Here is a 26771-nt window from a genome sequence, read left to right as displayed (position 1 = left end):
TAAGTTATTTTTTATATTCACAATTTTCATACCCATATTCAGTTTTGAAATATATGTAGCGTTTTTGTGTTTAAAAAATAAACTACTCTCCATTAAGCGTACATTCAAAATTTATCCGTTCGACTGTACAGCGAGCACGCTTCAGCACACTCATCATTGTTGCATCGTACACACCTTGTTTTGTTAAGCTGATGCGACCATCACGTAAAATCTTTTGATATTTAGTTTTGTCTTCGGCTGAAAAATTCATTTTAATTTTTGATGGCACACCCATTTCTAGGCGTTTGATCATGGCAAAGTTCTGAGGTAGTTTTTGTATAAACCAATCACGCGACTTTATTCCAAAAGCGACTGGAAACTTATCATTTCTCGCAATTAAATCACCAGTGACATTCACCACTGGAAAAGTAAACATTGCCCCATTCGTTCCAATTCCTTTACCAATCTCTAAAGGTTTATAAGCATACGCTGGTGCAGCAATTGCATCGACTTGGCCACTATTAAACTTTTTCACAAAATCGGTAATTTCAGAAGGGATGGGTTTTGCACCAACGCTTTCAACCATAATTTTCTGTGCTGCGTCATATTGCAAAATAGCAAACTTAGTTCCACGTACTTTTTCAATTGAATTCAGGCTTTTATCTCTTACAAATAAATACGCCAATCCAATCTGAACAATCCCGGCGACCTCGTAATTGGTTCCATTTTGTGCAGTTACCATACGATGTTTATTGCGCTTATCTAAAACATAGCTAATTGCTTTTTGGGCAATTGCATTACTGGTGACCCCACCAATCGCATCGATCGAACCTGCAAATTTATTGTAATTTCGTGCCCGCATGGAGGTCATATAAGCGGCATCACATTTACCCTCACGCAGCCTACGGTCAACCAAAGCTTCATCTTGAAATGGAATTAAAGTGATATCAGCTTGCCACTCTTTCGCTGCAAGCGCCCACTCTTCCATCAATTTATAGGATTCCCCTGACTTTCCTAATAAATCAAATACACACACATTTTGTCCCGCATGTGCTGTTCCCATAGCACAGTAAAATACTGCACTAACAATCCCCAATCTTTTTTTCATTTGACTTTCCTTAGTCTAGTTTTATTAGTAGCTCATTAATCAACCAAACCTTAAACTGTTTTTATTTTAGTCATATTTTTTTAAATGTGTTCTATCTTGTTCAATATTTTGAAAATTTCGGATGAATAGCGAAATCCAGCCTATCTTAATACATGCAATTATTGAATGTGACTCACTAAAATCCGGAATGTTTTGTTTTCATCGACAGTTGTCTTTAAAATACAGCATCCCTAACTCACCTCGATACAATAAGATGATTCAATTTGACCAAGTTTCTTTACGCCGCGGTGGACGTATTTTATTTCAAAAAGCGTCTATGCAATTACACCCAGGTTGGAAGATTGGTCTAACTGGTGTAAATGGTGCAGGTAAATCGACGTTATTTGCTGCATTACTTGGGAGTTTAGGTGCCGATGAAGGTTCACTTACTCGTCCTTCAGGCTGGACTGTCGCGCATATGGCGCAAGAAATAAAAGCACTAGACATGCCTGCAATTGATTTTGTTCTTTCAGGTGATGAAGAGTTTTGGGATATTCAAAATAAGCTTGCTCAACCAGATCAACTTACTGACTCTGAACTGGCTCAATTGCATGGCCGATTTGATGAAATTCATGGTTATTCAGCACCATCTAAAGCTGCTCAACTCATGGCTGGTCTTGGTTTTCTAGACAATCAATTGCGTTTAAATGTTGAGAGTTTCTCTGGTGGATGGCGAATGCGCTTAAATTTAGCGCGTACCCTAATGAGCCGTTCAGATTTATTATTACTAGATGAACCAACAAACCACTTAGACTTAGACGCAATCTTGTGGTTAGAAGATTGGCTTAAAGCCTATGAAGGTACACTTATCCTAATTTCGCATGACCGCGACTTTTTAGATGCGATTACAGATCATATTCTGCATATCGAAAATCAGGAACTCACCCTTTACACCGGAAACTACTCTACATTTGAAACCACACGTAGTGAACGTCTTGCCCAGCAACAACAAGCTTTTGAGAAACAAGAAGAAACGCGCGCTCACCTACAAAAATTTATTGATCGTTTTAAAGCAAAAGCGACAAAAGCTCGTCAGGCGCAAAGCCGTATTAAACAACTTGAGCGCATGCAGCAACTTGCACCTGCTCATGTAGATACGCCGTTTACTTTTAGTTTCCGTGAACCCACCAAAATGAGTTCTCCTTTGCTGACTTTAGACAATGCCAGCATTGGTTATGGCGATAAACAAATTGCCGAAAAAATCAGATTACAAATTACACCAACCTCACGTATTGGTTTACTTGGTATGAACGGCGCGGGTAAATCGACCTTAATTAAGAGCTTAGTAGGTGATTTACCGCTCTTAGCAGGCGAACGTAAGGCGTCAGAGTTACTTAATATTGGTTACTTTGCCCAGCACCAAATGGATGCTTTAGATGGCCATGCTACTCCAATGTTACAGCTTGCTCGTTTAGCAGATAAAAAAATTAGTGAAGCGACCCTCCGTTCGTTCTTAGGTAGTTTTGGCTTTAGTGGTGAACGCATGGATACACCATGTGAAACCTTTTCTGGTGGAGAGCGCGCTCGTTTAGCCCTCGCCCTCATTGTATGGCAGCGTCCAAATGTTTTAATTCTAGATGAACCGACTAACCATTTAGATCTTGATATGCGTCATGCACTAAGCATGGCATTACAAGACTTTGAAGGTGCTGTCGTGTTGGTTTCCCATGAACGTCAACTCATTGCAAGTGTTTGTGACGAGCTTCTTTTGGTACACGGCGGTAAATCTACCGAGTTTGAAGGTGATTTACAGGATTATGCAAAATGGCTACGTGAAGCACGTCAGCAACTTATCAATGCTCAGAATGCTGTAGGGCAAAATACTTCTTCCTCTACTGCTGCTACCCCTTCTAAAGTTGATAAAGAAGCGCAGCGTAAAGAAGCAGCTCGCCGTCGTGAACAAACTCGACCTATTCGTAAAAATATCGAAAAAGTTGAGTCTCAAATTGAGAAACTTCAACCACAGCTTGTAAAGATTGAAGAATCTCTAGCAGACACATCTCTATATGAGGCTGCACGTAAGGATGATCTGTTGAAACTTATGAATGAGCAGACCGAGCTGAAGGCTAAACTTGAGCAACATGAAGAGCAGCTTTTAGAACTTATGATGGAATTGGAAGAAATGGAAACTTCTTTTGAATAATCTATTTTCCAAAATAAAAAAGCCGATTTCTTAATCGGCTTTTTTATTAACTAATAAGGGGTATAAAAAGCCCCTAATTCATTTAAATTGGTATTTACAGCTAAAGGCCAAACATTACTTGATAAACTATCCGCGATATATAGATCATAACCACCACGGCTTCCTGTCTGACCCGCAAGAGATACAACCATGTAACGTTGGTCTAAAGGCGCAGGGTCTGAAGTATCATAATTAGGGCTGTTAAATGGCAAACGTGTGGTTTGTTTATTAACCATATCATAAAGATAGATCTGATCATGGGCATTTGTTGAGCTATACCAGCACACATATAAAAACTGGCTTCCCTGCCACCATACTGGATAATATGAGGCAATCTTGGTCAGTTGTGTATTATATGCGCCCGATTGATCGATACTGAAAATTCTAGAATTATCCCCAGCACCTTTTGCATATAAAATTTGGGTAGTATTGACCATTGGATAAGGCATAGACTCTTCTATATCCCAACCATTTTGAGTGACTGACGTAATTGTACGATCAGTCATTTTGACGATTTTTAAATCGCCATTTTGTTTAAAAATAATACGCTGGTTATCTATGAATTTTGGATCTTCATCGCGTTTATTATTTCCCTGAGTTAAGTTAATGGGTAACTCACTACTACCCACTTTCCAAGCATACACATCCCATGCATCGCCATAATGCTGCCCAGAGTTAACCCCCATAAAAGTTAACCATTTTCCATCTGGGGAAAAGTGACCATTCATCATATGATCGATTTTCCAGTTGGTGCCCAGTAATGTAGTCTGCTGCGTTGTGAAGTTATAAAGATAAAGCTTACTGTCCCATGCGTCATAATCACTATAACGATGAAATACTAATTTTCCATAAAAGGTTGGAGCTGTAGCAGCATGCAATTGAAAAACACTAGTGACAAAAAGAATGCTACCCAATATGAGTTTATAAATCTTTTTCATAATTATATTTCCTATTGTTATTAGTAAGTACCGCATAGAGAATATAACTTCGAATAGTTTACTTGTTAAACAAAATGCTTTTTCGGATACAAAAAAAGGGCTAATGATGATTAGCCCTTTATCATAAAAAATCAATTATCTAAATTTTTTATGATTTTCATTTCGAATTTTGACTAAATTGATTGCTTCAGTTTTTGCTTGGTCTAATTGTCCTTGCCCAACTAATGCAGTTACTTTATCAATCTCAGCAACAAGCTGATCTAAACCAGCTTGGTACTCTTTTACCTGTACATTTCCTGAAGGTAAACCTTCGAGTTTATGTGGCAAATATTGCTTAGAAGAAACTGCCGCTTCACGCATTACAACAAGTTGTTGTTTCGCATTAGCAGTATCTTTTGCTTCAGCAAATGCTTTAGTACTCTTAGCTAAAGTTTTCATATTCGTTTCTAAATCAGCTGCCCAAACAGCAGAGCTTCCTAAAAACGCGCATGAGATTAACAAACTAGCTAATACTTTCTGACCCATCATCTTCTCTCCCTAGACTGATTTAGAATCGTGCTATCAATTAAGCATCAATATCTGCATTTAAAGCATTCTCTTCAATGAATGCACGACGTGGTTCCACATCATCACCCATTAAGCAAGAGAACATACGGTCTGCTTCGATCGCATCGTCAATAGTTACCTGCAACATATGACGGTTTTCAGGGTCCATTGTCGTTTCCCAAAGCTGTTCAGCATTCATCTCACCAAGACCTTTATAGCGCTGGATCATCATCCCACGGCGCGAATCTTGCAAAATGTGTTGCCAAACTTGATGGAAGTTAGCCACTTGAATACGGCGATCACCTTTTTGTAAATAAGCGCCATCTTCAAGCAAACTGAACCAACTCTTTGAGTTTTTCAGCAAACGAGCATACTCAGCTGAGTTCAATAAACCTGCATCAAGCAAATATGCATGTGGAAGGTTATGAACATATACCGTAATACGCGGCCAATAATGCGCAGATTTTTCACCCTGAGCATTTTCACGTTCAAATGACTCTAGTGTAATCTCTGGACGTAAACTTGGCTGTAATCTTGTAATGATATCTTTTACTTGATCAGCCCATTGTTGTACATAAGCCTGATCATGATTTTGATCGCTCTTGAATGCATCTACTTCAAGTAAAGCATCTAGTAAGCTAGCTGGATAACGTAACGTTAAGCGCTGTAAGCTCTTTTGCGAAACTTGATAATCTTGAATGACTTTAGCAAGTGCTTCACCTGTAATTGATGGTGCTTCAGCATTGGTATGCAAAGATAGCTCATCAATCGCATTTGAAATTAAATAATTTTCCAATGCATCATTATCTTTGATGTATTGTTCTTGCTTACCTTTTTTCAATTTGTATAAAGGTGGCTGTGCAATATAGATATACCCACGCTCAACCAATTCTGGCATTTGACGGAAGAAGAACGTTAATAACAAAGTTCGAATGTGCGAACCATCAACGTCGGCATCGGTCATGATAATGATTTTATGATAACGCAGCTTGTCAGGATTATATTCTTCACGACCAATACCACAGCCGAGAGCAGTAATTAAAGTCCCCACTTCCTGACTAGAAATCATTTTGTCAAAGCGTGCACGTTCAACGTTCAGGATTTTACCTTTCAACGGCAAAATAGCCTGCATTTTACGGTTACGACCTTGCTTGGCACTACCACCCGCAGAGTCACCCTCGACAAGATATAATTCAGAAAGTGCTGGATCTTTTTCCTGACAATCTGCCAATTTACCTGGTAAACCAGCAATATCAAGTGCGCTCTTACGACGTGTCATTTCACGCGCTTTACGTGCAGCATCACGCGCACGTGCAGCATCAATAATCTTACCGGCAATTGACTTTGCAGCTTGCGGGTTTTCAAGTAAGTAAGCAGAGAACTCTTTGTTCATTGCTTGCTCAACAGCAGGCTTTACTTCACTCGATACCAGTTTTTCTTTGGTTTGAGATGAGAACTTAGGATCAGGCACTTTTACCGAAATAATAGCGGTTAAGCCTTCACGTGCATCGTCGCCCGTTACATTGACTTTTTCTTTCTTGAGAATATTTTCATTTTCAAGATATTGGTTTAAACCACGCGTCAAAGCTGCACGGAAACCAGCTAAATGGCTACCGCCATCTTTTTGAGGAATGTTATTGGTAAAACAACGAACGTTTTCTTGATAACTTTCATTCCACTGTAAGGCTACTTCTACACCAATACCGCTATCTGTATCCGCAGTAAAATGGAAAATCTCATTGAGATGAGTTTTACCTTCGTTAATGTATTTTACAAACTCAGATAATCCACCTTCGTAGTCATATACATGTTCAAAGTTAATACGTTCATCGCGTAATACAATACGCACGCCCGCATTTAAGAATGAAAGCTCACGTAAACGACGCGCTAGAATTTCCACGTTAAAAATGGTTTGGGTAAATGTTAATTCACTTGGCCAAAAACGTACGGTTGTACCACTCTTATCCGTTTCACCAATCACACGTAATGGATATTGCGGATCACCGTGTTGATATTCTTGCTCATGCACTTGACCGGCACGAGAAATCATTAAATGTAATTTACTCGAAAGTGCGTTTACTACAGAAACACCTACGCCGTGTAAACCACCTGAAACCTTATAGCTGTTGTCATCAAACTTACCGCCTGCGTGCAGAATGGTAAGAATTACTTCCGCTGCAGAAACACCTTCTTCAGGGTGAATATCAGTTGGAATACCACGGCCATTATCCGAAACGCTTACTGATTCATCTTCATGAATAGTGACAATAATTTCATCACAATGCCCAGCTAAAGCTTCATCGATCGCGTTATCGACTACCTCGAATACCATATGGTGTAAACCGGTACCGTCGTCTGTATCCCCAATATACATACCCGGACGTTTACGAACTGCATCTAATCCACGTAATACTTTAATACTAGAGGAATCATAAGCCTTTTCATTGGTTTGTTCTGTTTGAGAGGCTGATTGAGACTCTGAACTCATGGTTTCTCCCTAGCAAATATAGGTTTATTCAAAGATGGGTAACATCAAAAAATTATGGTGAAGCAAGACTAACTTGACCGGATTCAACATTGAATAATTGATATGAAATAGACAAATCATGTAAATGCTTTTTTACCGATGCATGATCTAAAGTTGTCATAAAAACCTGGCTACCAAGTTGGCTTAATCGTTCAATTAAACGTTGTTGTGCGGTTAAGTCTAATTCTGCTGTCAGATCATCTAATAATACCACAGTTTCCTTATTACTCGCATGCAACATTGCAATTTGTGACAGTTTTAAAGCAATAATCAGCAGTTTTTTCTGACCTCTTGATAAAACCACATCAGCATGTCCATAAGGGGTTTTTAAGCGCAAATCTGCTCGATGTGGACCATATTCGGTATACCGTCGGTCAATGTCTTTTTGGTGTTGATTGAGCAGGTCTTGCATGAGTCCCTGCTCTGTATGAAAACCTGGACTGTACTCCAGTTCAATTTCAAGATCAGGGAGTAATTGACTCAAATCATTTTGAAAAAAGACATTCCATTGTTCCACAATACCCAAGCGCTGAGAGTGCAAAATTTCACCATAATCACTCAGCATTTTGTTCCAAGGCTCTAGATCAGCCAAAGATAAATTCCGCCTAGTTTTAAGTAACGTATTTCGCTGTTTTAATGCGCGCGAATAGTATTGCCAAGCAAAATAAAACTCAGGTTCCACGTGGAACATCAGCCAATCCAAAAGTTGGCGTCGTGGTTTTGCCCCATGGTCAATAATATCTGTACTTTGTGGATCAAGATGCTGCAAAGGAAGTAATTTAGCAAGTTGGCCTTGGGTAGCCACAGTATCGCCATTGACCTTCATCAACTGCTCACCAGATGCTAACTTTTGCATGCCAATTTTCTCAGTACTAGACTGTGCAAAAACAATCGCATCTTCGGCAGCATACTGAATATAATTTTTAGGAATATGAGTGCGAAACGATCGTCCTGTTGCAAGCAAATGAATTGCTTCCAGAATTGAGGTTTTTCCTGAACCATTAGCGCCATAAAATATATTAAACGGTTGCAACCCTTGGAGTGCAACCGTTTTTAAATTACGCACGCGTTCAATGTTTAAGCGCGTAAGATGCATATTAGATAGCCAGACTATACACGCATCGGCATAACTACATAAGTTTGATCAGTATGTGCTGGGTCTTGAACCAAAACAGACTGATTCGCCTCACTCATGCTCATATTTACATCATCACCATCAAGCACACCCAATACTTCAAGTAAATATTGCGCATTAAATGACATTTCAAGCGGTACATTTTGATATTGAATAGCTAAATCTTCAATAGCCTCATCTTGCTCAGGGTTATTCGCACGAAGCTGTAAAGAATCCTGATTGAAATTCAAGAAAACGCCACGTAATTTTTCATTACTCAAAATTGCGACACGCTGTAATGATTGCTTAAATACATCATGGCTAATTAATACATGTTTATCACCACCACGTGGAATTACACGACGATAATCAGGGAATTTTCCATCAATCAATTTTGTCGTAAAACGAACAGTAATATCTCCCTGTTCCTTGTCACGACTTGGCGTATTGATGGTTACATTTAACAACTCACGACCAATCAACAATGTTAATTGTTCATCTTCAATACTCAGCAAACGCTGTAATTCACCCACAGCTTTACGAGGTACAATGGCCTGAACCAATTGAGATGACGAAGAAGAAGCCGTAATTTCACAAAGTGCTAAACGGTGACCATCAGTTGTTACTGCACGTAATTGATTTTCATCAATTTCCAATAAAGTACCCGTTAAATAGAAACGTACATCTTGTACAGCCATCGCAAAAGCAGTTTTTTCAAATAAACGCTTTAACTCACGTTGGGTAACTTGTACTTGAGTACCTTGACTATTTTCAGTCGTCAATAATGGATAATCTTCTGCTGGCAAAGTCCCTAATACAAAACGGCTATTACCAGACTTTAAAATACATCTTTGATCTTCAGTAATTTGTAAATCAATTAATGCAGCTGTAGGCAATGACTTACAAATTTCCATTAATTTACGGGCAGGGACTGTGGTTTCCCCTGCTTCAAGGCATGCCCCTTCTGTTAAAACAGTGCTCGCAACTAGTTCGACTTCTAGGTCGGAACCAGTAATGGTGAGCGCCTGAGCATTAGTCTGAATTTTTACGTTTGAAAGAATATTCAATGTATGACGACGTTCTACCGCACCGACAACATGCGATAAAACATTGAGTAAACTTTCTTTAGCGATTTTCAAACGCACGATTCATTCCTCTAGCAACTTGGAGCAAATATTTCATTTTTTAGCTGTGTACTATGCTGCACTTACGTAGACTTTGCAACAAGGTCTTATTATTTCATTAACTCTGAAGTAGACGCAGTAGATTTTTATAATCTTCGTCAAAAATTGGATCTTCTCCGCGCAGACTGGTTACTTTTTCACAAGCATGCATCACAGTACTGTGGTCGCGTCCACCAAAAGCCATTCCAATTTCTGGAAAACTATCACCAGTCAATTCACGAGCAAGACCCATTGCTAACTGACGTGGTCGAGCATAAATTCGCGTACGTTTGGGTCCTACTAATTCTTTTAACGGGATACGGAAATATTCACTCACCACACGCTGGATATTTTCTACACTAATTGTTCGTGCACGGATCGCCAATACATCTTTTAAAGACTCACGAACGACATCAAGATCAATTGGCGCGCCTTTAAAACGGGAAATTGCAACGACTTTATTAAGCGCACCTTCAAGTTCACGTACGTTAGCAACAACTTGTTGTGCAATAAATAATGCACAATTTCGAGGTAAATCAACGCCGCTATTTTCCGCTTTCTTTAATAAAATTTCGATACGAGTTTCAATATCTGGTGGTTCAACACCTACAGAAAGTCCCCAAGAAAAACGGGAAACTAAACGTGGATCTAACTCTGTTAATTCTTTTGGATAACGGTCTGAAGTTAAAATAATTTGTTTAGATTCATCAAGTAAGGCATTAAATGTATAGAAGAACTCAACTAGGCTCGCTTCTTTCCCTGCTAAGAGATGAATATCATCGACCAACAATAAATCTAAAGAACGGCAGTTTTTCTTAAACTCTTCTACTTTGCCTTTTTGTAAAGAACTCACAAAATCCTGAACAAAGCTCTCAGAAGTCATATACATCACACGGGCATTGGGTTTGGCTTGTAATAAAGCATTACCAACTGCCTGCATTAAATGTGTCTTACCAAGCCCTGTAGGTCCATATAAAAACAAAGGGTTATGCTGTGAAGCACCTAATTGAGTTAATACTTTTCTACATGTTTCAGCAGCCATCTGATTCGAGCGGCCTTCAACAAATAAAGAAAAAGTAAACTGAGGATTAAGCAGTTTCTTTTTCGATGTTTTTGGATTGACCACACTATTCGCATGAGAACTAGAAAAAGACTCTGGTTCTTTTTTTACTTTAATACTTTGTGGTGGTGCAGTTTGCAAAGCAGCCGTAGTGGTTGCCGGTTGTTCACTCGACGACAAAATACTCCCAGGACGAGAATCAACTAAAATCTCAACCTGACGGACACGCCCTTCTGATAACTGCTCAGCCAATATAGAAATTAATTCTAAATGATTCTCTTGAATGTAACGCGTCCAATAAGGGTTAGGAGCATAGAGTCGTAGTATTCCTTCTACTTCTTCAGCAACTAATGGGCGAATCCACATCGCAAAGACGTTATCAGAGAGCTCTTGTCGCAAGCGAGTTAAGCAGTCTGTCCAAAGCATGTGTATCCCCTATTTCTGCATTTTTAAATTCAAATAATCCAAAGATTAACCCTTCCTAATGAGAAGGGGTCGCCATTCTAACCAAGTTATCCACATCTGTCATGACGAATTCGAGTGATTTTGCCTAAAAAGAAATCTCTTGTGAATAAATTTAAATTCAAAACCACTTGTGTATAACTTTTTGCACAACCTGTGGATAAATTATCACATAAACTTATCCACAATCCATAAATATAATAGAAACAGAGTTATCAACAACCCAAATATATGTTTTTTAAATTTAAAAGTGCGAAATCCACAGAAAAAAGAGCTCCTAATAAGAATAAATATAAATTTTAAAATTTGAATTTATTTAATAGGGAGGTGATCTTTTGTGGATAACTGCAAAATATGAATTTAAATTCAAATGCAGCAAATCAAAGCCAAGATGATATCTTGTTTTGTTGATAAGTGTGTATATAAGGTGTGTATATAATAAAAGTTCTAATTAAAATAGACAATTAGTTTGTGCATAACTTTAAAAGCTATATATTGCACTGAATTATGACAATCATAAAAAAGAAGTAGAGAGATTAAAATTTGGATTAAATACAAAACTTTCTTGGTTTTTCATTGACAGCGTAAACATTGCACAATAAAATCGCGGACCTTATAAAAGATCATTTTTGGGAGTTTCGATATGAAACGTACTTTCCAGCCATCTGAATTAAAGCGTAAACGCGTTCATGGTTTCCGTGCTCGTATGGCAACTAAAGCTGGTCGTCAAGTATTAGCTCGTCGCCGTGCAAAAGGTCGTCATAGCTTAACTGTTTAATACTGTTACGCTGACCAGACTTGGGTGTGATGACACTTTACAATTTTAGCACAGATGTGCGAATACGCTGTGCTGCAGATTATAAAAGTGTATTCGATGGTGCGCTTTTTAAAGTGCATCAACCCCATTTTTTATTTCTTGCAAAATTAACCGAACAGCCTAATAGCCGTTTGGGTATTGTCGTTGCTAAGAAAAAAGTGCGCCGTGCGCATGAAAGAAATCGAATAAAACGTCTTGCTCGTGAGAGCTTTCGTCTACACCAACCGAATTTTGGATCAGACATAGATATTGTGGTAATGCCGAAAGTCGGTATAGAAGCGATTACAAACGCTGAGCTATATCAACAATTAGATTTTGCTTGGCAAAAATTACAGCGCTTAGCAAAAAAACATTCTAAAGTTGGCACAAACTCGCAGAATTAAGAGATAGCCAATGGTTCGTTATCTACGTTGGTTGATTCGACTGTATCAAATTGCGATTAGTCCGCTTCTTGGACCCCGTTGTCGTTATATTCCGACCTGTTCCCAATATGCGATAGAAGCATTGCAAACTCATGGTGCGATAAAAGGCGTTTGGTTATCTTCTAAACGGATTTGTCGTTGTCATCCGTGGGGAGGATCTGGATATGATCCAGTACCGCCAAAAGCAATTCGTTTTATTTCGTTTCATCAAATAGATTCTCAAACGCATCATGTTGCTGTACCCTTTCGTGATCGTTTACTGAAGCAAAATCTCTCTAACCATTTGGGGTAATAGATATGCAACAATGGGCCAGGTTTGCAATTCTCGGGGCCATGTTTGTCACCGCATATTTGCTCATTTTGGCTTGGCAAAAAGATTATGGAAATGCTGCAACTGCACCGCAAAAACAAGCGGCGGCTGTCAGTTCACATGAAGTATCTGCTGATTTGCCAAATGCTAAAAATGCAACAGTGGCTTCCGATGTGCCACAAGCAAATATTGCGCAGTCACAAACCACAGATGCAACTGCACCTGTGAATCAACAGCTTATTTCAGTACAAACTGACCTTTACCATATTTGGATCAATCCAAAAGGTGGTGATATTGTTCGTATTGAATTACTCTCACACGACAGAAGCAAAGACAGCGATCAGCCTTTTGTTATGCTTGAAAATGATGCCAAGCGTACATATGTTGCTCAATCTGGCTTAATTGGTTTGAATGGACCAGATAGCAGTCGTGGTGGTCGTCCATTATATGCTGTTGAAAAAACATCATATACTTTGGCTGATGCTAAGGGTGTGCAGGATCAAAAGGGTCAATCTGAAAAAGTTTTAAACGTTCCAATGGTGTTTAAAACACCTGAAGGCGTTGAAATTATTAAAACTTTTACCTTTACCCAAGGGCAATATCCAATTGTTGTAAGACATCAAGTGATTAACCGTAGCCAACAAAGCTGGCAAGGTCAGATGTTTGGACAATTAAAGCGTGATAACTCTGAAGATCCTGGTAAATCTTCTCAAGGTATTTTCACTCTAGGAACTTTCTTAGGTGGAGCTTGGGGGACACCTGATTCACACTACAACAAGCTTAAGTTTGCTAATTTCTCAGAAGAAAAAGTAAGCACTGAAGCGAAAGGTGGATGGGTTGCGATTGTTCAGCATTATTTTGTAAGTGCTTGGATTCCTGGAAATCTTAAACTGACTCAAGCAAATGGTCAGCCTTATGTAGCTAAACTTGAATCTCGTCAATCTGCTGATCATATGAATATCATTGGTTTTACCTCACCAGTGATTAATGTTCCAGCAGGCACTTCAATGGAAGTGGACGCAAAACTTTATTCAGGTCCGAAAGTACAATCTGAATTAAAAGATTTAGCGGTTGGTTTGAATCAGACTGTTGATTATGGTTGGTTATGGCCGATTGCGAAGTTACTGTTCTTAGGTCTTCAATTTTTCCATAGCATTGTGGGCAACTGGGGATGGTCAATCATCTTACTTACCGTTATGGTGAAGATGATTTTGTGGCCTTTATCTTCAAAAAGTTATCGTTCTATGGCGAAAATGCGTGTGATTGCACCAGAAATGCAACGCATGAAAGAAGAGTTCGGTGAAGACCGTATGCGCTTCTCGCAAGAAATGATGGCTTTATACAAACGCGAACAAGTGAATCCTCTTTCAGGCTGTTTACCGTTGTTGCTACAAATGCCAATTTTCCTTGCCTTGTACTGGGTACTCATGGAAAGTGTGGAATTACGTCACGCACCATGGTTAGGCTGGATTCAAGACTTGTCAGCAATGGATCCTTGGTTCATCTTGCCGTTGATCATGGGTGCTACCATGTTTGCACAGCAAATGTTGAACCCGCAACCAGCTGACCCAATGCAGGCAAAAGTGTTCCGCATTATGCCGATTATGTTCACGGTATTTATGTTGTTCTTCCCTTCAGGTCTGGTGCTTTACTGGATTGTGAACAACAGTATTACAATTTTACAGCAATCGTTTATTAACAAGAGTGTTGCGAAAAGTCGTATAAATAAGACTGAATCAGCATCTTAATCGTTTAACTTTTGCTGAATAAATCCGCTTAAGATGGTAATCTTAGGCGGATTTTTCTTTGGCTGGATTTTAGGTTTTTAGGTGAATAATATGCAAAGTCAAACCACGATTGCCGCAATTGCAACACCGCCAGGGCGTGGTGGTGTGGGCGTGATTCGCCTATCGGGGCCTAAGGCTTATGAAATTGCTCAAAACCTGACACAGAAAAACTTGCCTGAAGCACGTATGGCTGGGTTCCGTAAGTTTTATGATGCTGATGGAAGCATTATGGATGAAGGGATTGTTCTATGCTTTCCCAATCCTCACTCATTTACAGGTGAAGATGTTGTAGAACTACAAGGTCACGGCGGTCCAGTCATTCAAAACGCATTGCTTGGTCGTCTATTTGAGCTTGGTGCAATTGCCGCAAAAGCGGGTGAGTTTTCCATGCGCGCTTTTGAAAATGGCAAGATGGATTTGGTGCAAGCTGAAGCGATTGCCGATTTGATTGATGCGACATCGCAAGCTGCTGCACGTTCTGCTGTTCGCTCTTTACAAGGCGCTTTTTCAACAAAAATTAATACCGTTTTAGAAAAACTGATCCATTTACGCTTGCATGTTGAAGCTGCAATTGATTTTCCTGAAGAAGAAATTGATTTCTTGGCAGATGGCAAAATTTTAGCTTTACTTGAAGATGTTCAGCACTCGGTACATGCAGTTCAAACATCTGCGCGACAGGGCCAATTACTACGTGAAGGTTTACAAGTTGTTATTGCAGGTAAACCAAATGCGGGTAAGTCGAGCTTGTTAAATGCGCTAGCTGGCGTTGAACGCGCAATTGTGACCGATATTGCTGGTACAACTCGCGATGTTTTACATGAAAAAATTAGCTTAAATGGTCTGCCAATTACCTTAACAGACACCGCAGGTCTTCGTGAAACAGGTGATATTGTTGAAAAAGAAGGGATTCGTAGAGCAATCAAAGAAATTGAACAAGCTGATTTGTTATTGCTGGTTTATGATTTAAATCAAGGTGATGACCCATTAAAACTTGCTCAAGAATATTTTGCTGAACACATTGAACCGCGCCGTTTAATGTTAATTGGTAATAAATGCGATTTAACTGGTCAATTAGCTGAGATAAACGATTTTCAAGGGTTCCGTCACATTACCGTTTCGGCAAAACAAGAGATGGGCGTACAAGGCCTCGTAGAGGCGATTACAGCCCATGCAGGCTTTCATCCTGAGGAAGATACATTTATTGCGAGAACTCGTCATTTAGACGCAATGAAGCGCACACAGCTCTATCTTTCAGAAGCACATGAGCAACTTGTTGTATTTAACGCGGGTGAACTAGTCGCTGAATCACTGCGTCTTGCTCAAAATGCTTTAGGTGAAATTACCGGTGACTTTAGTGCTGATGACCTATTAGGAAAAATCTTTGGTTCGTTTTGTATTGGAAAATAACTACAGAATTCTGAATGATGCACATGGCTGTGTCATTCAGTCACCTCGTTAGCCGTATCTTTTTAGAACTTTTAAAAACTCATCTAACTCATTTTGATCAACTTGGGCTTCTTTGAGCACATGGTGATGTAAGTGTTGTTCCATCAATTCACTCATCAAACCGTTTATTGCACCTTTAATTGCAGCAACTTGTTGCAGTATTTCTATGCATGAAATATCAGACTGTTCAACGGCATGCTCAATACTATTAATTTGCCCTTTTAGTCGTTTTACACGATTAACTATTTTTTTATCCTGACCAATGTGACTCATCTGTGTTCTCTTGTATAATTTAATATACTGGTAGGGAGTATATTGGGTTTAAATTTTATGCAAGATCATAGTGTATCACGTCATCATCAACATCAGTTTGATGAAGGAAATCCACTTGCACAAAAACGTATTTTGGTTGCAACGATTTTAACGGCATCTATGATGGTGTTAGAAATATTCGGTGGATGGTTTTTCAATTCAATGGCGCTTCTGGCTGATGGTTGGCATATGAGTTCACATATGTTGGCACTCGGTTTAGCCTATTTTGCCTATCGTGCAGCTCGTCATTATTCCAAAGATCGCCGGTTTAGTTTTGGAACTTGGAAAATCGAGATTTTAGCGGGTTATAGCAGTGCAATTTTGCTGATGGTTGTCGCCATTTTTATGGCTTTTCAGTCGATACAGCGCTTATTTAATCCAGTTGAGATTTTTTATAATGAAGCGATTCCTATTGCAGTTTTAGGTTTGGTCATTAACTTGATTTGCGCATGGTTACTTCGCGATGATGGACACCATCACCATCACCATCACCATCACCATCACCATCATGAACATGGGCATCATCATCATGATTTAAATCAAAAAGCTGCTTTTTTACATGTGGTTGCAGATGCTGTGACCTCTGTTTTTGCAATTGTTGCGCTTTGTGCTGGTAAATATTTTGGATGGGATTTTTTAGATGCACTTTTAGGGATTTTAGGCGCTATTTTGGTTGCAAAATGGTCTCTTGGATTAATAAAAGAGACAGGGAAAACCCTTCTAGATGCAGAAATGGATCATCCTGTGGTTGAAGAAATTCGTGAAGTGATTGCTGAATTTCCTAAACACATTGAAATTACGGATATTCATGTTTGGAAAGTCGCAAAAGGCAAATTTTCTTGTATTTTGGCGCTCGAAACCGATGATATTTCTTTAATCGCAGATCAGATTCGTCAGGCTTTATCAATTCATGATGAAATTGTGCATATATCGGTAGAAATTAATACTCTAAAACCTAGTCATGTTCCACGTGAAACATTGGCATAAATGAGTGGCATTTTGGTTATAACTCGGTAATCAGTTCTGTTTTCAAAAGCTGAACTGATTAAAATGATCTCCTCTCCTACCTATGAGTCGGTTTTATGCTTAAAAAATTAGGAATATTGGCGTTATTTAGCCTAACTACAAGTATGAGTTTCGCCAATGTGGATTCTGTTAGGGAAAATATTAAAAAACAATATCCTAATTTGAAAATTAGCAATATTCAGAAAACCGAAATGCCTGGGCTATATAGCGCTAATCTCGATCAACAAATCATCTATGTTGGTGAAGATGGGCAACATATGTTTGTAGGCTCTATGATTCGTTTAAAAGACCAGAAAAACTTAACTAAAGATCTGGTGTTAGGGCAGAACTCAATTGATTGGAAACAATTGCCTTTAAAAGATGCGATTAAAACAGTCAAAGGTAATGGACAGCATGTTTTAGCCGTATTTTCTGATCCAAATTGTCCTTATTGTAAGCAGATCGAGCCTGAACTCGATAAGCTGAAAGATGTGACCATTTACACTTTCATCTATCCTTTAAAACCTCAGTCTATTGTTGTTTCTAGACAGGTGTGGTGTGCGCCAAATCAATCCTATTCATGGAAAAAACTGATTCAGCAAGGTGTTAAACCAACAGTTGCAAGCTGTGCTAATCCAATTGACCGTAATTTAGAACTTGGAAAGAAATTAGGTTTTAATGGTACCCCTACCCTGATTTTTGCAAATGGATTTAAACTGGTAGGTGCTCGATCTGCCGAAGAAATTCAGGCAGTGTGGAAAGAATTAGGTCTATAAAATGAATTAAAAAAAGCACCAACAGGTGCTTTTTTATTGCCTAAAAGTCATTAACTTTTTCGTGCAATTAAATTGTAAATAAAGAGAATAACGACTGCACCAATTACAGATGCGATAAAGCCCGCAGCTGAATTTTCTCCATAAAGGCCAAGTAAACGACCACCATAAGTGGCTAGAAGTGAACCTGCAATACCAATTAGAGTGGTTACGATAAAACCTGCTTTATCATCTCCAGGATGTAAGGCACGAGCGATTAAGCCAGCAAAGAAACCAACTACAATAGCGACAATGAGTGACCACATATTTGTTCTCCAGTTGTTTTTTTGATGAAGTTAATGATTTTGCTTCATATTCTATCGTGCGGCAGAGTCATCTATTTTGTCTGTAGCAGATTGCGACTTTTTGTGTCTTTTTTGTTCGAAGCTAAGGTTTTATATAAAAAAATAGCACCTCGCGGTGCTATTTTTTTGAAATTTATAAACCAATTTCGCCAATAAATGGTAAGTGGCGATATTTTTGGTCGTAGTCTAATCCATAACCCACAATAAACTTGTCTTCAACTTCAAAACCTAAAAATTTCACTTCGAGATCAATTTCACGGCGAGATGGTTTACTCACTAACGTGCACAATTGAATCGAATTTGGTTCACGAGTTTGCAGCATTTCCATAACTTTGCTTAAGGTATTACCTGAGTCGATAATATCTTCAACGACCAGTACATCTTTACCGCGAATTTCACCATCAAGATCTTTTAAGATTTTAACATCTCGACTTGAAGTCGTACCGCCGCCGTAGCTAGACACTGTCATAAAGTCGAGTTCATGCGTTTTGGTAATCGTTCGGCATAAGTCTGCCATGAAAATAACAGAACCACGCAGTAGTCCAATCAGGACCAACTCTTTGTCACTATTTGCGTAGTGAGCGTTAATTTGCTCGCCGAGCTCTTTGACTTTTGCTTGAATTTCTTCGGTTGAAATCATGATGCTCATTGCAACAGTCATGTCAGATTCCTACAAGATATAAAAGAAAAAATAAAAAAGGTGTTGACCTGCAACACCTCTAAAATCTGAGTTAATGGTAAAATTTTAAAGCAAAATGATGTTTCATGCACCCTTTGATGACTCTGAAGTTTTATCATTTTGAGCAATATGTCGATCCCGCTTTAATACAAGAGCACATATTCCAAATAATAACAAAAACTTAACAGCCCGATTTTTATTAGACTGTTTCTTTTTGATAAGCACGGTTTCCATAAATATAAGTCGCCTCAATATTACGGTCATCACCTAAAGTGAATAATGCAAACAATGAATCTTCAACAGATTTGGATTTAGACTGACGCAGTTGCTGTAATGCCGTTGGCTTTAGGTTGAGTACAACAAAATCTGCTTCTTTACCGATGTTGAAATTGCCTAACTGGTCATGCAAATCAAGCGCTTTTGCTCCACCTAAGGTTGCATGATAAAGCGCTTCATAAGCTGAAAGTTTATCACCTTGTAACTGTTGGACTTTATAAGCCTCATTAACAGTTTGCAGCAAACTAAACGATGTACCTGCACCGATATCTGTACCCAAGCCCACTTTTACTTGTTTTTCCCATGTTTTTTTCAATGGGAATAAACCACTACCTAAGAATAGGTTTGAAGTTGGACAAAATGCGATAGCCGACTGCGTATCATGCATACATTGCCATTCTTCATCTTCTAAGTGAACGCAGTGAGCAAACACGGAACGTTTACCAGTCAAACCATAATGCTGATAAACATCTAAGTAGCCCGCTTGTTCTGGAAATAAAGATTTCACCCATGCAATTTCATCTTTGTTTTCGCTTAAATGGGTATGTACATAAACATCAGGAAATTCTTGTTTTAACTGCCCTGCTCTTTCTAACTGTTCAGGTGTAGACGTTGGTGCAAAACGTGGGGTAATCGCATATAGAGCACGGCCCTTACCATGCCATTTTTCAATGAGTGATTTAGTGTCACTGTAAGCCGTTTCTGGTGTGTCACACAGCGCTTCAGGGGCATTGCGGTCCATAAGTACCTTACCGGCAATTAAACGCATCTGAACGCGCTCTGCGGCTTCAAATAAGGCATCAACAGACTCAGGATGGACCGTACAGAAAACGAGGGCCGTGGTTGTACCGTATTTTAATAGTTCCTGAATAAAGAACTGAGCAATTTCATTTGCATATGCTTTGTCTTGAAACTGGATTTCAGTTGGAAAAGTATAGGTATTAAGCCAGCTTAAAAGTTGCTCGCCGTAAGCTCCCACCATTTCGGTTTGCGGAAAATGAATATGGGTATCAATAAAGCCAGGTACAATCAATTGTTCTGGGTAATGTTGAACCTCAACCCCAGCAGGAAGATGCGCTTGAGCTTCTTCCCATGCACCAAACCATTTGATTTTTCCATGTTCACTAATCAATACACCATCTTCTAAATAGCGCACTTGATTTGGAATATCAGTTGGCTCAGAGACGGTTTGTTGGATATCTAAAAAACGACCACGCACAACGGTGGTATTTGCGATCAATGACATGGAAAGCCTTTATATTTTCACTTTTTTCGGTTGATTGTACCCCAGTTAACCAAGATTTAAACGGTATAACGTTTACTTAGTCCCCATTCCGCCAAAATCCGTCTATAAGTCGTTGATGAACGGTCAGCTTCAAAATGTGCTTCCATCATTAAATCAAGCGGCAGGTCTTCAGGCTTTTGTGATTCGACCATGTCTTGGTCTTCTGCAAAAATTTGGGCATTGAATGCATATACCTTTTCTAAATCGCCAGTTTGGTCAAAGTTACGGGTGAGTGGAACAAATAAACGGGTTTTATTACTTGAGATAGGACAGCAAGCATTTAAGATTTTTAAGACTCCACCTTCTGGGAAATCGACTGTAAGTACTGCTGAAAAAGGTGGATAGACATCAAAGGTACGCTTCCATAAGAAGCCTTCTGGTTCGAGATGTTTTAGCTCATGCGGATAGTTACTGACATTGCTGATATAGACTGTTTTTAAGCCGTAGCTGGTACGTTCAGTATGATATTTGGGGACGACAGGGTTCTCTCGATTCGCAAAGGCATTGTGATGTACCCATGCAAAATGAGCGACATCGATAAACCCTTCGAGTTGACGTCCGCTAGACCCCCCAATATCGACAAAAGGCGGCAAAATTGATTGATGCTCAGCATGCTCCCAAGTATCTAATACAGGAATATTGGTTTGAGTAAGGTCACGACTATGAATACTGGTCCAAATCAGGCCATATCGTTCAACAACTGGAAATTTGGTTAAAGAAAAACGATCAGAAATTTTGGTCAACTCAGGTTGAGCTGGTATTTGGGTGCACTTCCCTTCGGTGTTATAGCGTAGACCATGATAGGGGCATACAATTTCTTCACCATCGACCCACCCTTTGGTTAAAGGTACGCCACGATGAGGACAAATGTCTCGGACCAGATGAATTTCGCCACTTTCTGTCTTATACAGGGCCATATTCACATCTAATAAAGTCACTCGTTGCGGTGCGGTAGAGACGTCTTGAATACGGGCAACCGGATACCAGTGACTCGATAAAATTTCCCAATCTTTTGCATCAAAACTGCTGTTACACGGCATGGCAAGTGGTGTTAACGTTGGAATAGCATTCATGGCATCGCTCCTTAAAAAAATTAGGGCTCTCGCGAGCCCTTAAAATCTAGGCTTTTTTCTTTTTAGGAGATGCAAAGAACTTGCCAATATTGATTTTTAATAAAGAAGATAAGATTGAAAGTATTGAAATACATAGGATTAGAGCATTATATTTTTGAATTTTCGTTCTAATTTAGCTTTAATAATGAAAGTTCATTATTCGGTATATATTAAAATGCACTGATTAATTGCGAATTAAGCACAATAAAAAAGCACTTTAAAAGTGCTTTTTTATGTAGATCCGTTGATTGGATGAATTACGACTGCAACTGCTTTTTGTTGTGTCGCAATGATAGATAAGCAGTAATTGCTAACACTATTACGATAAAGCTTAACGAGATCCAGATTGGCATGTGGAATACATCAAGCAACAACATTTTTGCACCAATGAACAATAAGATGATGCCTAAGCCATACGGCAAGTAATGCAATTTAGATGCAGCGCCAGCAAGTAAGAAGAACATTGCGCGTAAACCTAAAATTGCCATTAAGTTCGCTGTTAAAACAATAAACGGGTCGCTTGTTACCGCGAAAATAGCAGGAATTGAGTCTACTGCGAAAATCACGTCTGAAGCTTCAACCAAAATCAATACTAAAAATAACGGCGTTGCCCACAATAAACCATTTTGACGTACAAAGAATTTGTCACCTTCAAGTTGTGGCGTAATACGCATGTGCTTACGTAACCATTTTAAAGCTTTGATGTCTTCAATATTGGTTTCTTCTTCTTGGCCCTTTAAGAATTTGAAGCCTGTATATACCAAGAACGCACCAAAGATATAAAGCACCCAAGAAAACTCTTGAACAAACCACGCACCAATAAAGATAAAAAGAGTACGCAGTACAATTGCGCCTAATACGCCGTAGAGCAAAATTTTACGTTGTAGTGCAGCTGGAATAGCAAACGCTGCGAAAATCATTAACCAGACGAAAACGTTGTCAATTGCGAGGGACTTTTCGAGTAAGTAACCTGCGAAGTATTCCATGGTTTTTTGATTTGCTAAGGTCACACCAGCAGTTTGCTGTAGATACAACCATAAACCACCACCAAATAACATTGCGACGCTTACCCACGCCACACTCCAGTAAGCAGCTTGCTTAATTGAAACATCTTGGCCTTGCTTTTGTTTAAAGCCTAAGAAGTCCACTAAAAGCATGACAATAACAATGCCAAAGAATGCTATATACAGCCATAAATTGCCGATCGATTCCATAAATCCTCCATACATCCGGCAATTGGGCATAAAAAAACCTCGACCAGTCGCCAGATGAATTAAACATCTGTATCAACATGATCAAGGTCTTGCCTACATCATGAATTTCATGATGCTCAGATACCGACTTTTTAATAAAAGTGTATTGACGATATCTGACACATAACATTGCTGTTATGTTTGGAGGAGGCTACTCCCCTTGTCAAACTAAATTCTGTTTTGGATAAAACATATCCAATTTCACATAGAATGGCAGATTTTTTTATATTACGCAACTGAACTTAATGTCGTGGTTTTAATATAAAAAAGATCGACGGATTATTTAATCAAACCGCGGTCTAAAAGCGGTTTGCATATAATCTGATAAAGGTGAATAAAGAATGCAGTGAAGCGTGTACCGTAAGCATTCCAGAAGTAATAACCCACCGTATTGACCAGAAGTGCGACAATAAAAGCACCCAACATGTCTAAAGGGAAATGCACACCTAAATAAATACGTGACCACGCCACCACAAATGATAAGGATAGAAGAATGATTCCAATCATTTTGCGTTGAGCAAACAAATAAGACAGAGCAATGGTGCTGAAAATCAGCATATGATTACTTGGAAAAGACGCTGTTGGCGCATGTTCGATAAACGTGGTGCCAACACCCATCACAAACGGTCTTGAGTGATGGTAAAACAGAGAAATAACGTAACCTACCAAAAGCGATATACAGGTCAAAAACACAGATTTGATAACCCTGTTTTTTAAATCTTGATCCCCATAGAACCATAAAAATGTAAGGATGAATAAAAGAATATAGAGGAGATCATTAGCAAAAAAGATAGCAAGACGAATGATAAATTGACTCGCATCCTGAGCCCCATTAATAACATGGAATAAGCTAAGGTTGAGTGTTTCTAAAGACATTCATATTCCAAACAACAACAAAAACGTGGGCTATGATAAAGAATTAAGCCCAATGCCTTGATAAAGAATTGTCACAAAAATGAAATATAGTTTGTTTGTGAGTAAAGATTAAACGGCAGGCCTAGATAATTTTTAATGCGTGATCTGGACGTTAATATTAAAGTGTTAGCGTGTTGGCACTTTATTCGAGAACGTTATTTTATGACTACTCAAGAAAAACAGAAAAAATTAAGTTTGAGGCCTTTATCTCCAAGAGATCCAAAACAGCCGCATAGAGCAGCAACTCCACTCGAATTATTGTTCGATTTAATTTTTGTGGTCGCGATTGCAACAGCAGGTCAGCAGTTACATCACGCGATTATTGAAAATCACCTCTGGCATGCGTTACCAAGCTACCTGATGGTATTTTTTGCGCTGTGGTGGGCATGGATGAATTTTTCATGGTTTGCGTCAGCTTACGATAATGACGATGCATTGTATCGATGCCTTACCTTTGTACAGATTGTAGGGTCATTGGTGATGGCCGCCGGTATTCCTGATGTATTTCGTAGTCAGGATTTTGACATAATGATCATTGGTTATGTGATCATGCGCATGGGACTCGTTACCCAGTGGTTACGTGCAGCAAAACATGATCCCGAGCGGCGAATTACGGCTTACCGCTATGCGGTAGGTATTGTCTTGGTTCAGGTGGGTTGGCTCGTTGCTAATTTCGCACACGTACTTTCTGCTCCTTTATTTTTATTTTTAGCTGCTATGGAGTTATTTATTCCCATCTATGCAGAAAAATACTCACCAACGCCGTGGCATCCTCATCATATTGTAGAGCGCTATGCCTTACTCACGATTATTGTTCTGGGTGAATCAATCGTCGGTAGTTTTAATGCAATACGTGATGCCTTAGCCGCTCAGTCAATGAATGTTCCTGCCGTTTTCTTAATGATCGGTGGATTAGTGCTGATGTTCGCGATGTGGTGGGCTTATTTTGATCGTAGTGAACAACACCATCATGTTAAAGGTGTACGCCCATTTGTATGGGGATACGGTCATTATTTTGTTTTTGTCAGTATTGCTGCGGTGGGTGCAGCGCTTGCTGCCGCCGTGGATGTTACAACCCATCATGCCCATATTTCCGATTTATATATGGGAGTAGTCGTTGCGGTCAGCGTGGTGCTCTATACCACCTGTATTTGGGTGCTATACGAATTTGAATGTTTAACGGGAATCAGCAAATGGTTTTATCCGATCACAGCGCTCATTATTTTATGTATTCCGTTTATTTGTAATAACGTGGGATATAGCGTTTTTGCGATGGGTATTGTCTATAGTTTACGTTTAATCGTTTCTAATAAATTTATGGCCAATATAGAACCAGAAAAAGTTTAAAAATAATTGATATAAAAAACGGGTTTCAATTTGAAACCCGTTTTTTTATTGAATCATCTAAAGCGGAAGTTAAGCAGCTTTCGCTTTTAATGCGCTCATGAGTTTTTGATGTAAGCCACCAAAGCCACCGTTAGACATAATCACCACAGCGTCGCCCTCACCTGCTTCATTGACAATACGCTCAATAATTTCATCAAGAGAGCGGCTCACTTGAGCATGGTTAGAAGCAGCTTCAATCACGGGTTGTAAATCCCAATCTAAACCTTCTGGCTGGTACCAGATGACATCGTCTGCTAAGCGTGCTGAATGCGCCAAGCCATCTTTATGACTGCCCATACGCATTGTATTTGAACGTGGTTCAATAATGGCCCATAAACGGCGTTCACCTAAGCGTTTACGAGCGCCATCTAAAGTCGTATCAATTGCTGTTGGATGGTGAGCAAAGTCATCATAAACCTCAATACCATTGACTGTACCGAGTAACTCCATACGGCGTTTTACACCGCCAAAGTTAGACAAAGCTTCACAAGCTTGTTCAAGCGTAACACCTACATGTTGAGCGGCTGCAATCGTTGCCAAAGCATTCGCTACGCTATGTTGCCCTGTCATGGTCCATTTAACTTCACCAACGACATTACCATTTTCGAGTACTTTAAAATGGCTGCCATCAATTGAGATTAATTCGGCAGACAAAGCAGCTTTTTCATTCGCTTCTAAACTTGTACGAATTACTGGTGTCCAGCAGCCCATTTCAAGTACTTCATCAATATGAGTCTCAGTAATTGGCGCAATAATGCGACCTTCACTTGGAATAGTACGAACAAGATGATGGAACTGCTTTTGAATCGCTGCTAGGTCATCAAAAATATCGGCATGGTCAAATTCAAGATTGTTTAAAATCGCCGTTTTTGGATGATAGTGAACAAACTTAGAACGTTTATCAAAGAAAGCTGAGTCATATTCATCAGCTTCAACACAGAAGTATTTACCACCACCTAAACGAGCGCTTTCACTAAAACCAAGTGGAACACCACCAATTAAAAAGCCTGGATTTAAACCAGCCTGATCAAGTACCCAAGCCAGCATGGTGGTAGTCGTGGTTTTACCATGAGTACCAGCTACACCAAGCACATGTTTCCCTTGTAAAACATGATCTGCAAGGAACTGTGGGCCAGAAATATATGGCAAACCTTCGTTAAGCATATATTCCACGGCGTCAATACCACGTTTCATGGCATTTCCGACAATGACTAAATCTGGATGAGGCTGTAAATGACTACGGTCGTAGCCTTGCATGAGGGTAATGCCTGCATTTTCTAACTGGGTAGACATTGGTGGGTAAACGTTTGAATCGGAACCGGTTACCTTATGTCCTAAATCACGAGCTAAAAGTGCTAAAGAGCCCATAAAAGTGCCACAAATACCCAAGATATGCAGATGCATTGCTCGCCTTCTCCACTGCTTTTGTACACAATATTCGTATGAATGACTGTGTGTGCATTATTGATAAATTTGCCAGCAACGATAGCAAGGCTAAACTCGAAAAGATAGTCAAAAATCGTTGTTGTTC

24 protein-coding genes are annotated in these 26771 nt (G+C 39.3%); 9 read left to right on the top strand and 15 right to left on the bottom strand.

The features are described 5' to 3' along the window. Positions 1-82: 82 nt before the first annotated feature. Entirely contained in the window at positions 83-1087 is a 1005-nt protein-coding gene (locus tag F935_RS15450) for a putative solute-binding protein (protein ID WP_016139741.1), read from the bottom strand. Between the two features lie 253 nt (positions 1088-1340). Between F935_RS15450 and F935_RS15445 the strand changes: the two genes are divergently transcribed. Then, on the top strand, positions 1341-3269 hold the full coding sequence (locus F935_RS15445) for an ATP-binding cassette domain-containing protein (protein WP_035366345.1): 1929 nt from the start codon (positions 1341-1343) through the stop codon (positions 3267-3269). A 50-nt stretch (positions 3270-3319) separates the two neighbouring features. On the opposite strand, the gene F935_RS15440 is transcribed toward F935_RS15445, so the two are convergent. The 6 genes from F935_RS15440 to dnaA all read right to left on the bottom strand — a co-directional run bounded on the left by F935_RS15440 (position 3320) and on the right by dnaA (position 11082). Further along, positions 3320-4246, bottom strand: coding sequence for a TolB-like translocation protein (locus F935_RS15440; protein ID WP_016139739.1), 927 nt, complete (start codon positions 4244-4246; stop codon positions 3320-3322). Between the two features lie 135 nt (positions 4247-4381). Further along, the gene (cybC, locus tag F935_RS15435; protein WP_016139738.1) at positions 4382-4774 is read right to left on the bottom strand and encodes a cytochrome b562; all 393 of its coding nucleotides are present in this window, start codon (positions 4772-4774) and stop codon (positions 4382-4384) included. A gap of 37 nt (positions 4775-4811) precedes the next feature. Beyond that, entirely contained in the window at positions 4812-7280 is a 2469-nt protein-coding gene (gyrB, locus tag F935_RS15430) for a DNA topoisomerase (ATP-hydrolyzing) subunit B (protein WP_016139737.1), read from the bottom strand. Between the two features lie 52 nt (positions 7281-7332). Then, the gene (gene recF / locus F935_RS15425) at positions 7333-8415 is read right to left on the bottom strand and encodes a DNA replication/repair protein RecF (protein WP_016139736.1); all 1083 of its coding nucleotides are present in this window, start codon (positions 8413-8415) and stop codon (positions 7333-7335) included. A gap of 14 nt (positions 8416-8429) precedes the next feature. Beyond that, the gene (gene dnaN / locus F935_RS15420) at positions 8430-9578 is read right to left on the bottom strand and encodes a DNA polymerase III subunit beta (protein WP_016139735.1); all 1149 of its coding nucleotides are present in this window, start codon (positions 9576-9578) and stop codon (positions 8430-8432) included. 97 nt (positions 9579-9675) lie between these two features. Further along, positions 9676-11082 (bottom strand): chromosomal replication initiator protein DnaA, encoded by a 1407-nt coding sequence (dnaA, locus tag F935_RS15415; protein ID WP_016139734.1) that lies wholly within the window; start codon positions 11080-11082, stop codon positions 9676-9678. Between the two features lie 679 nt (positions 11083-11761). Between dnaA and rpmH the strand changes: the two genes are divergently transcribed. From rpmH to mnmE, 5 genes are all read left to right on the top strand, one after another. Beyond that, complete coding sequence (rpmH, locus tag F935_RS15410; RefSeq protein WP_000831329.1) at positions 11762-11896, top strand: 50S ribosomal protein L34; 135 nt, start codon at positions 11762-11764, stop codon at positions 11894-11896. Between the two features lie 29 nt (positions 11897-11925). Further along, on the top strand, positions 11926-12318 hold the full coding sequence (gene rnpA / locus F935_RS15405) for a ribonuclease P protein component (RefSeq protein WP_016139733.1): 393 nt from the start codon (positions 11926-11928) through the stop codon (positions 12316-12318). A gap of 10 nt (positions 12319-12328) precedes the next feature. Then, positions 12329-12649 carry a membrane protein insertion efficiency factor YidD gene (gene yidD / locus F935_RS15400; RefSeq protein WP_016139732.1) on the top strand — a complete coding sequence of 107 codons (321 nt, stop codon included), beginning with the start codon at positions 12329-12331 and terminating at the stop codon, positions 12647-12649. A 5-nt stretch (positions 12650-12654) separates the two neighbouring features. Beyond that, positions 12655-14415 carry a membrane protein insertase YidC gene (yidC, locus tag F935_RS15395; RefSeq protein WP_016139731.1) on the top strand — a complete coding sequence of 587 codons (1761 nt, stop codon included), beginning with the start codon at positions 12655-12657 and terminating at the stop codon, positions 14413-14415. Between the two features lie 90 nt (positions 14416-14505). Next, positions 14506-15861, top strand: coding sequence for a tRNA uridine-5-carboxymethylaminomethyl(34) synthesis GTPase MnmE (gene mnmE, locus F935_RS15390; RefSeq protein ID WP_016139730.1), 1356 nt, complete (start codon positions 14506-14508; stop codon positions 15859-15861). A gap of 48 nt (positions 15862-15909) precedes the next feature. On the opposite strand, the gene F935_RS15385 is transcribed toward mnmE, so the two are convergent. After that, positions 15910-16173: a metal/formaldehyde-sensitive transcriptional repressor gene (locus tag F935_RS15385; protein ID WP_016139729.1), complete on the bottom strand. Its 264-nt coding sequence runs from the start codon at positions 16171-16173 to the stop codon at positions 15910-15912. 57 nt (positions 16174-16230) lie between these two features. Between F935_RS15385 and dmeF the strand changes: the two genes are divergently transcribed. Both dmeF and F935_RS15375 read left to right on the top strand, forming a co-directional pair. Beyond that, positions 16231-17199, top strand: a complete 969-nt coding sequence (gene dmeF / locus F935_RS15380) for a CDF family Co(II)/Ni(II) efflux transporter DmeF (RefSeq protein WP_016139728.1) — start codon at positions 16231-16233, stop codon at positions 17197-17199. A 95-nt stretch (positions 17200-17294) separates the two neighbouring features. After that, a complete protein-coding gene (locus F935_RS15375) occupies positions 17295-17993 on the top strand; it encodes a DsbC family protein (RefSeq protein WP_016139727.1) in 699 nt (232 codons plus the stop codon). Between the two features lie 50 nt (positions 17994-18043). Here the strand turns inward: F935_RS15375 and F935_RS15370 are convergent, their stop codons facing one another. The 6 genes from F935_RS15370 to F935_RS15345 all read right to left on the bottom strand — a co-directional run bounded on the left by F935_RS15370 (position 18044) and on the right by F935_RS15345 (position 23815). Continuing rightward, positions 18044-18295 (bottom strand): GlsB/YeaQ/YmgE family stress response membrane protein, encoded by a 252-nt coding sequence (locus F935_RS15370; RefSeq protein WP_016139726.1) that lies wholly within the window; start codon positions 18293-18295, stop codon positions 18044-18046. Between the two features lie 172 nt (positions 18296-18467). Further along, complete coding sequence (gene hpt / locus F935_RS15365) at positions 18468-18995, bottom strand: hypoxanthine phosphoribosyltransferase (protein ID WP_016139725.1); 528 nt, start codon at positions 18993-18995, stop codon at positions 18468-18470. A 217-nt stretch (positions 18996-19212) separates the two neighbouring features. After that, positions 19213-20535 (bottom strand): guanine deaminase, encoded by a 1323-nt coding sequence (guaD, locus tag F935_RS15360; protein ID WP_016139723.1) that lies wholly within the window; start codon positions 20533-20535, stop codon positions 19213-19215. Between the two features lie 56 nt (positions 20536-20591). Then, positions 20592-21647, bottom strand: coding sequence for an aromatic ring-hydroxylating oxygenase subunit alpha (locus F935_RS15355; protein ID WP_016139722.1), 1056 nt, complete (start codon positions 21645-21647; stop codon positions 20592-20594). A gap of 296 nt (positions 21648-21943) precedes the next feature. Continuing rightward, a complete protein-coding gene (locus F935_RS15350; protein ID WP_016139721.1) occupies positions 21944-22900 on the bottom strand; it encodes a TerC family protein in 957 nt (318 codons plus the stop codon). A gap of 318 nt (positions 22901-23218) precedes the next feature. Then, a complete protein-coding gene (locus F935_RS15345) occupies positions 23219-23815 on the bottom strand; it encodes a phosphatase PAP2 family protein (RefSeq protein ID WP_016139720.1) in 597 nt (198 codons plus the stop codon). Positions 23816-23950: 135 nt separating this feature from the next. Between F935_RS15345 and F935_RS15340 the strand changes: the two genes are divergently transcribed. Beyond that, positions 23951-25201: a low temperature requirement protein A gene (locus F935_RS15340; protein WP_016139719.1), complete on the top strand. Its 1251-nt coding sequence runs from the start codon at positions 23951-23953 to the stop codon at positions 25199-25201. A gap of 69 nt (positions 25202-25270) precedes the next feature. Here the strand turns inward: F935_RS15340 and mpl are convergent, their stop codons facing one another. Further along, positions 25271-26644, bottom strand: coding sequence for a UDP-N-acetylmuramate:L-alanyl-gamma-D-glutamyl-meso-diaminopimelate ligase (gene mpl, locus F935_RS15335; protein WP_016139718.1), 1374 nt, complete (start codon positions 26642-26644; stop codon positions 25271-25273). Positions 26645-26771: the final 127 nt, after the last annotated feature.

The organism is Acinetobacter calcoaceticus ANC 3811 (assembly GCF_000399665.1).
Taxonomy (GTDB): Bacteria; Pseudomonadota; Gammaproteobacteria; order Pseudomonadales; family Moraxellaceae; genus Acinetobacter; species Acinetobacter calcoaceticus_B.
This window is presented reverse-complemented; position numbering and strand designations above follow the sequence as displayed.

What these genes read in the sequence shown, in the direction of transcription:
- F935_RS15450 (WP_016139741.1), bottom strand. Translation starts at nt 1,087, where the DNA reads ATGAAAAAAAGATTGGGGATTGTTAGTGCAGTATTTTACTGTGCTATG.
- F935_RS15445 (WP_035366345.1), top strand. Translation starts at nt 1,341, where the DNA reads ATGATTCAATTTGACCAAGTTTCTTTACGCCGCGGTGGACGTATTTTA.
- F935_RS15440 (WP_016139739.1), bottom strand. Translation starts at nt 4,246, where the DNA reads ATGAAAAAGATTTATAAACTCATATTGGGTAGCATTCTTTTTGTCACT.
- cybC (WP_016139738.1), bottom strand. Translation starts at nt 4,774, where the DNA reads ATGATGGGTCAGAAAGTATTAGCTAGTTTGTTAATCTCATGCGCGTTT.
- gyrB (WP_016139737.1), bottom strand. Translation starts at nt 7,280, where the DNA reads ATGAGTTCAGAGTCTCAATCAGCCTCTCAAACAGAACAAACCAATGAA.
- recF (WP_016139736.1), bottom strand. Translation starts at nt 8,415, where the DNA reads ATGCATCTTACGCGCTTAAACATTGAACGCGTGCGTAATTTAAAAACG.
- dnaA (WP_016139734.1), bottom strand. Translation starts at nt 11,082, where the DNA reads ATGCTTTGGACAGACTGCTTAACTCGCTTGCGACAAGAGCTCTCTGAT.
- rpmH (WP_000831329.1), top strand. Translation starts at nt 11,762, where the DNA reads ATGAAACGTACTTTCCAGCCATCTGAATTAAAGCGTAAACGCGTTCAT.
- rnpA (WP_016139733.1), top strand. Translation starts at nt 11,926, where the DNA reads ATGACACTTTACAATTTTAGCACAGATGTGCGAATACGCTGTGCTGCA.
- yidD (WP_016139732.1), top strand. Translation starts at nt 12,329, where the DNA reads ATGGTTCGTTATCTACGTTGGTTGATTCGACTGTATCAAATTGCGATT.
- yidC (WP_016139731.1), top strand. Translation starts at nt 12,655, where the DNA reads ATGCAACAATGGGCCAGGTTTGCAATTCTCGGGGCCATGTTTGTCACC.
- mnmE (WP_016139730.1), top strand. Translation starts at nt 14,506, where the DNA reads ATGCAAAGTCAAACCACGATTGCCGCAATTGCAACACCGCCAGGGCGT.
- F935_RS15385 (WP_016139729.1), bottom strand. Translation starts at nt 16,173, where the DNA reads ATGAGTCACATTGGTCAGGATAAAAAAATAGTTAATCGTGTAAAACGA.
- dmeF (WP_016139728.1), top strand. Translation starts at nt 16,231, where the DNA reads ATGCAAGATCATAGTGTATCACGTCATCATCAACATCAGTTTGATGAA.
- F935_RS15375 (WP_016139727.1), top strand. Translation starts at nt 17,295, where the DNA reads ATGCTTAAAAAATTAGGAATATTGGCGTTATTTAGCCTAACTACAAGT.
- F935_RS15370 (WP_016139726.1), bottom strand. Translation starts at nt 18,295, where the DNA reads ATGTGGTCACTCATTGTCGCTATTGTAGTTGGTTTCTTTGCTGGCTTA.
- hpt (WP_016139725.1), bottom strand. Translation starts at nt 18,995, where the DNA reads ATGACTGTTGCAATGAGCATCATGATTTCAACCGAAGAAATTCAAGCA.
- guaD (WP_016139723.1), bottom strand. Translation starts at nt 20,535, where the DNA reads ATGTCATTGATCGCAAATACCACCGTTGTGCGTGGTCGTTTTTTAGAT.
- F935_RS15355 (WP_016139722.1), bottom strand. Translation starts at nt 21,647, where the DNA reads ATGAATGCTATTCCAACGTTAACACCACTTGCCATGCCGTGTAACAGC.
- F935_RS15350 (WP_016139721.1), bottom strand. Translation starts at nt 22,900, where the DNA reads ATGGAATCGATCGGCAATTTATGGCTGTATATAGCATTCTTTGGCATT.
- F935_RS15345 (WP_016139720.1), bottom strand. Translation starts at nt 23,815, where the DNA reads ATGTCTTTAGAAACACTCAACCTTAGCTTATTCCATGTTATTAATGGG.
- F935_RS15340 (WP_016139719.1), top strand. Translation starts at nt 23,951, where the DNA reads ATGCGTGATCTGGACGTTAATATTAAAGTGTTAGCGTGTTGGCACTTT.
- mpl (WP_016139718.1), bottom strand. Translation starts at nt 26,644, where the DNA reads ATGCATCTGCATATCTTGGGTATTTGTGGCACTTTTATGGGCTCTTTA.